Below are 5,607 nucleotides of genomic sequence, written 5' to 3' on the forward strand. Positions count from 1 at the left end.
CCACAGTTCGCGGTGACCTCCGCGTCGATGATGCACCGGTTCCGCCCCGCCTCCTTCGCCAGGTAAAGCGCCCGGTCCGCGTTGCGAATCAGCAGGGCGGGATCCGACGGCTGGTCGGGATTGGCCACCGCGCCGCCGATACTCACACTGACGCGAATCTCCACTCCCTCATTCAAGATGGGTTTCGCCGCCACGCGCGCGCGGATTCGTTCCGCGATGCAGCCCAGCATGTCGCCCGAACAATCGGGCAGGACAACCAGGAATTCCTCTCCACCATAGCGGCCGACTTTGTCGTAACAGCGGACCGCGTGGACAACACGGCCGGCAACTTCAGCCAGGACGGCATCTCCGACCTGGTGGCCGTGGGTATCATTAATAACTTTGAATCGGTCCAGGTCCAGCATGAGAGCGCCGACGCACATCCCCATTCTGGCCCCGCGCACCATTTCCTCCTGCAGCAGTTGCAGGATATGGCGGCGGTTCCAGATCCCGGTCAACGCATCATGAGTGGCTCGAAAACGCAGTTGCTCCCGCGACCGCAGCAGTTCGTCCTGCAGCCGTAGAATGCGGGTGCCCACCTGCATGCGCGCGCGCAGCTCGTTGGCCTCCAGCGGCTTGATCAGGTAATCGTCCGCTCCCGCATCGAGCGCATCGATGGCGTCTTGCTTGGCCGCCTTTGACGTGACCACGATGATGTAAGAGTATGCCTCCCGCTGCAGCGCGCGTACTCGCCGGCAGATCTCGACCCCGTCCAGGCCCGGCATCATCCAATCCAGCAGTACCAGCCGCGGGTGATGATCGGCCTGCAGCTCGCTCCAGGCAGCGGCACCGTCTTCGGCCAACGTTACCTTGTAGTCCCACCCCTGCAGCCAACTTTGCAAGAGATGGCGGTAGACCGGATCATCCTCAGCCACCAGGACGTGTTCCGAATGGGACCTCGAATGTTCTTCTTCCCGTTGGATCTGCACAAGCTCACCGCCAGATGTTGTTGAAGCCGCCGTCATGACCTCCCGCCGCTGCCGGCTGCAACCACCGCTTCTAAACTTCGATCCGCATGTTCTTCTGCGGTGAAATCCTGGAGCGCTTGCAGGAGTAGTTGCAGGTTCAATGTCAAGGCGCCAACCGACGCAGCGGCATCCTGCAGGTCGCCCTGGCGTGCAAGTTCCTCCAGCTTGCGCGCCTGCTCCGCTGCCGGCGCTGCCGCGATGCAACCAAGCTCCCCCTTCAGCGCGTGCGCCGCGTGTTGCAGTTCGCCAGCGTCACCGTTTTGCACCGCATCCTGGATCCGCTGCGCCAGCCGTGGCGCTTCGGCTTGAAGGATTGAAACTAACTCGCGCAGCAGGCCTGGATCGTTGCCCGTGTTGGCCAAGGCTTTTTCCCGGTCCCATGCCGGAATGGCGATTGGTTCTGGCGCGGGCGTTGCACCGCCATAGAGTTCAAGCACGGCCAAGAGTTCGCGGAACGCGATCGGCTTGCAGAGATAGCCGTCCATTCCGGCGGCGAGGCATTGCTCGCGATAACCGGCGAGCGCGTGCGCGGTCAGGGCGACGATCGGGGTTCGCTTGCCGGAGTTGCGTTCCTGCTCGCGAATGGCAGCCGTGGTGGCGAAGCCGTCCATACCCGGCATCTGGACATCCATGAGGATCAGGTCAAAATGCCCGCGCGCTGCTTGTTCGACGGCTTGCTCTCCATTTTCCGCTATTACGACGTCGTGACCTGCTTTGTGCAGCAGGGTGCGGATGAGTACCTGGTTTACGGTGTTGTCTTCGGCCACCAGGAGTCGCAACCGGCGCCCGGATCGCGGCAGTGAGTGCCGCGTCGTCAGTGTGCTCGGCCGGCCGGTCTCCGCCTTGCCCAGGGTGGCGAGAATGGCGTGCAGAAGGTCATTTCTGGAGATGGGCTTGAGCAGGTAGGTGCTGATTCCCAACTCCCGGCAACGGGCAGAATCGCCACGCTGGCCGCCGGAAGTAAGCATCATGATGACGGTGCCGGAGTTTTCCGGATTCGATTTGATTTGCTGCGCCACGGTGAACCCGTCCATGCCGGGCATGTGGCTGTCCACCACGAGCAATCGAAATTGCCGTTGACCATGAATCGCTTCCTGGATTTTCTGAAGTGCGGACGGGCCATCCCATGCGTCAGAAACATCCATTCTCCAGGCCTTCAGCGTATCGACGATGATTCGGCTGTTGGTGACGTTATCGTCCACTACCAGGACGCGGACACCAGCCAGTTGCGACAACTCCAATGCCGGCGCCGGTGGCGCCGCGGTAGAACGCAGGAACTCGGCGGTGAACTCGATTCGGCTGCCGCGGTTTAACTCGCTGTCCACGGTGATGGTACCGTGCATCATCGCTACCAGCCGTGCGCAGATGGATAACCCCAGGCCGCTGCCTCCGTAGCGCCGGCTCATGCTGCTGTCCACTTGCGTGAACGGAGCGAACAGGGTCTCAATTTTTTCCGCGGGAATCCCGATCCCGGTGTCGGTGACGGCAAAACTCAGTTGAATGGATTCGGCGGCGGAGCTTTTCACGCCTACACGGACTACGACCTCCCCGCGCTCGGTAAACTTGATCGCGTTCCCCACCAGGTTCAGCAGCACTTGTCGCAATCGTCCGGGGTCACCAGTCAGCCACCCGGGCACGTCCGGTTCGGTGGAATAGGCAAGTTCAAGGCCCTTGTCCTGCGCGTGCGCCGACAATGTGTCCATGCATTCTTCCAGGCAGGCCTGCAGGTCGAAATCGATGGCTTCCAGGTCGAGTTTGCCGGATTCGATCTTGGAAAAGTCGAGTATGTCGTTGATGACGCGCAGGAGCACGTCGCAAGAACTCTTCGACATCGACAGGTATTCGCGCTGCTCCGTTGTCAACTCGGTGTCCAGGGCAAGCTCGGTCATGCCCAGAATGCCGTTGATCGGAGTTCGGATCTCATGGCTCATGTTGGCCAGGAAGTCGCTCTTGGCGCGGCTGGCGGCTTCGGCGGCTTCCTTGGCCGCGAGCAGTTCCGTGTTCGTTCGCCGCAGTTCCCGCGTGCGCTCCTCCACCTGGTCCTCGAGGTGTTCGCGATAGCGCTGCCGTTCGAGGTCGCGGGTTTGCAGGTCCGACAACATGGAATTGAACGCCCTTACCAGCATTCCGAGTTCGTCGTTGGCTTCACCGGGAGCACGGATGGAAAAATCCTTGCGCGCGGCCACCTGGTTCGTTACTGCCAGCAGGCTGAATACCGGGGCGGAGATCATGCGCTGCAAGCGAAGCGCAAGCAAATACGCCACTGCCGAACAGACCAGTATCAGGATTCCGCCCACGGCCAGGGTCTGCGCGAAGCGTGCTCGCGCCGGCGCCAGGTCCGAGGCCAGATACACGATGCCGATGTCGTCGCCGTTCAGGCGCACGGTGTGGTACTGGACCACCTCATCGTCCTGGAAGTAAGTGCCGTCCGTCCGGGGCGGCGAAGGCGGCAGTGGCCTCCCGTCGCGACGGTATTCGGCAAACACACTACCGTTGGCCGCGAACACGGCCGCGCGCAGCAGATCGGGTTCAGCCTTGAGCGATTGGAGAATCTCGGCGGCAGTTCGCGGATCACGAAAAATCAAGGCAGCTGTTTCGTTGTTGGCTACCATGGCCGCCAGCGTGGTCATCTGCCGCACAACGGTTCTCCGGAACTGGATCCACTGGCTTATCGCGAGTGCCGCCGAGGCAAGCAGCAGAGCTGTGCAACTGGTCACCATGATGATGCTGGTCAGCTTTCGCGCCAGCGAGACATCGCGGAGTCTCATGGCGATCCACCTCCGGACCGCACGACGTGGCGGCGCGCAACTTAGCTCGTCGTATAGGCCGCACGCCACCTGGTTCCATCGATCAAAGTTTTGATCGCGGGCGCATCTTGAATTTCAGCAGCGGCCTCACCTGTTCGGAGGCTAGCACGGAAGGATTGTTGTGGCCGTGTCGGTAGTCCGAAAAGCACTACGACAAATCTCAGTTGCGGATGCGTTCCGAATTGGTGCTACCCGGTGGTAGTTGAGGGGGCGCTAATTCGATAGTGATCGTTCTGTGTGCCGACCGTTTCTGGACATGGTGTCGTGGTTCGCCGGCCGACGATGGCTGTTGCCGATTAAGGCGGCCTGCTATTTGCGCAAGAGCAAGTACGTTCTGAATTTGGAAATTTTGCAACAAAATTCCAACCATCTCCCCATAGAAGCGGTACGCTGACACTAATTTGGAGTCGCGGCCGAGCCTTGTTTGTCGCCGCGCAAATGGGCCCATTGCTGCGTGTCTGGCTTCCATGAAGAGGCGGTCACAATCCGCATCGCGGAGGATCGAGAGCGAAGCGGAGCGTGCAGGGCCGGCACTGTTTGAGGGATTGGCAGAAAGTGACGTCCGGGCCATTCTCGACAAGTCCACCCGGACGGACTTCCCATCGCGAAGCTGGTTGTATCGGCAGGGCGAGACCTCGCAACGGTTCTGCCTTGTCGAATCCGGGCTTGTTCGTCTCAGCCAAATCACGCCCGAGGGAGACGATGTTCTGGTTCGGCTGGTTAAGCCGGGTGAGGTATTCGGCTATTTCGCAATCGCACTGGGCGGGCCCAATATCGTGTCGGCGCAAGCCATTCAGCCCAGCCGATTGGCCGTCTGGGAGACCGCCATAATGCTGCACCTGATGCACTGTTTTCCTGGCCTGGCTGAAAATCTTTTCAATATCGTGGCCCGAGACGTTGCTTATTTTTACGACCGGATTCGCCGCCTGCAGACACAGGGCGTAGGCCGCCGCGTTGTTTGGGCCCTTGCCGAACTGGCTCGCATTATCGGCAAAGCCACTCCTGTGGGCATCGTGATCAGCCACGGACTGGCGCAGAGGACACTGTCGGAACTAGCGGGTACGACCATCTATACCGTCAGCCGCGAACTGACCAAGCTGCAGCAGGTGGGTATCTTGCAAAAAAAAAGGGGACGCATCGTCGTGCTGCATCCCGACAAGCTTATCGATTCTTAATCCGGTTTATTTTCAAAGCGGCCGTTGCGCAACCGCACGGGAAGACCGGGTGCAGGCGATGACACGATCGTCCGCACCAGATCGCCGGCCATGCTCCACCATCCGTGGAAGGTCCCGCCGCCATCGCCATCGACCTGCAAAGGACGCCAGCCGTCGCCGCGACGATATTCGCCGAGACGAATTGAAACCGATCGCGTATCCAGCCGAAGTCCTTCGCCCAATGCTTTCAGGGCACTTTCTTTGGCGCTCCAGAGCACGGGTACGAGCCATATCCTGTCGGCTTCGGGCGTTTCCGCAATCAGCCGTTGTTCTTCGACGGTGAAAAAATCGCGTACGAATTCATCACCGTGCGTTTCCACGATGTCCAGGTCACATCCCAGCGCACCCTCTGCGCCTGAGACAGCGCACAGCCCCATCGCTTGCCGATGGCTGATTGAAATGTCGAGTGGCGCCGGCCGGTTATTGACGAAGGCCTGCGGTGCTCCGCTGGTCTGCGGGCGAATTTCAATTTCCGCCAAGCGGCAGAGATCGGCGGACAAATGGAGCTGCGCCGCGACTGCTTGTTTTGCGGTCCAGCGCCCGAGCCGCCAATCGGCGCGCCGCTTGGCGATGCGCATC

4 protein-coding genes are annotated in these 5,607 nt (G+C 60.7%); 1 reads left to right on the plus strand and 3 read right to left on the minus strand.

The features are described 5' to 3' along the window. Positions 1–914 (minus strand): diguanylate cyclase (locus VFI82_17085; GenBank protein HET7186399.1); only part of this gene is annotated, 914 nt, incomplete at its 3' end. 86 nt (positions 915–1,000) lie between these two features. Then, a complete protein-coding gene (locus VFI82_17090) occupies positions 1,001–3,775 on the minus strand; it encodes a response regulator (protein HET7186400.1) in 2,775 nt (924 codons plus the stop codon). A 506-nt stretch (positions 3,776–4,281) separates the two neighbouring features. On the opposite strand from VFI82_17090, the gene VFI82_17095 reads away from it, so the two are divergent. Beyond that, entirely contained in the window at positions 4,282–4,989 is a 708-nt protein-coding gene (locus tag VFI82_17095) for a Crp/Fnr family transcriptional regulator (GenBank protein ID HET7186401.1), read from the plus strand. On the opposite strand, the gene VFI82_17100 is transcribed toward VFI82_17095, so the two are convergent. Continuing rightward, positions 4,986–5,607, minus strand: a 622-nt coding sequence (locus VFI82_17100) for a 4'-phosphopantetheinyl transferase superfamily protein (GenBank protein ID HET7186402.1), incomplete at its 5' end; no start/stop codon positions are given. The genes VFI82_17095 and VFI82_17100 overlap by 4 nt on opposite strands.

It is taken from the genome of Terriglobales bacterium, from assembly GCA_035691485.1.
Classification (GTDB): Bacteria; Acidobacteriota; Terriglobia; order Terriglobales; family Acidobacteriaceae; genus JAIQGF01.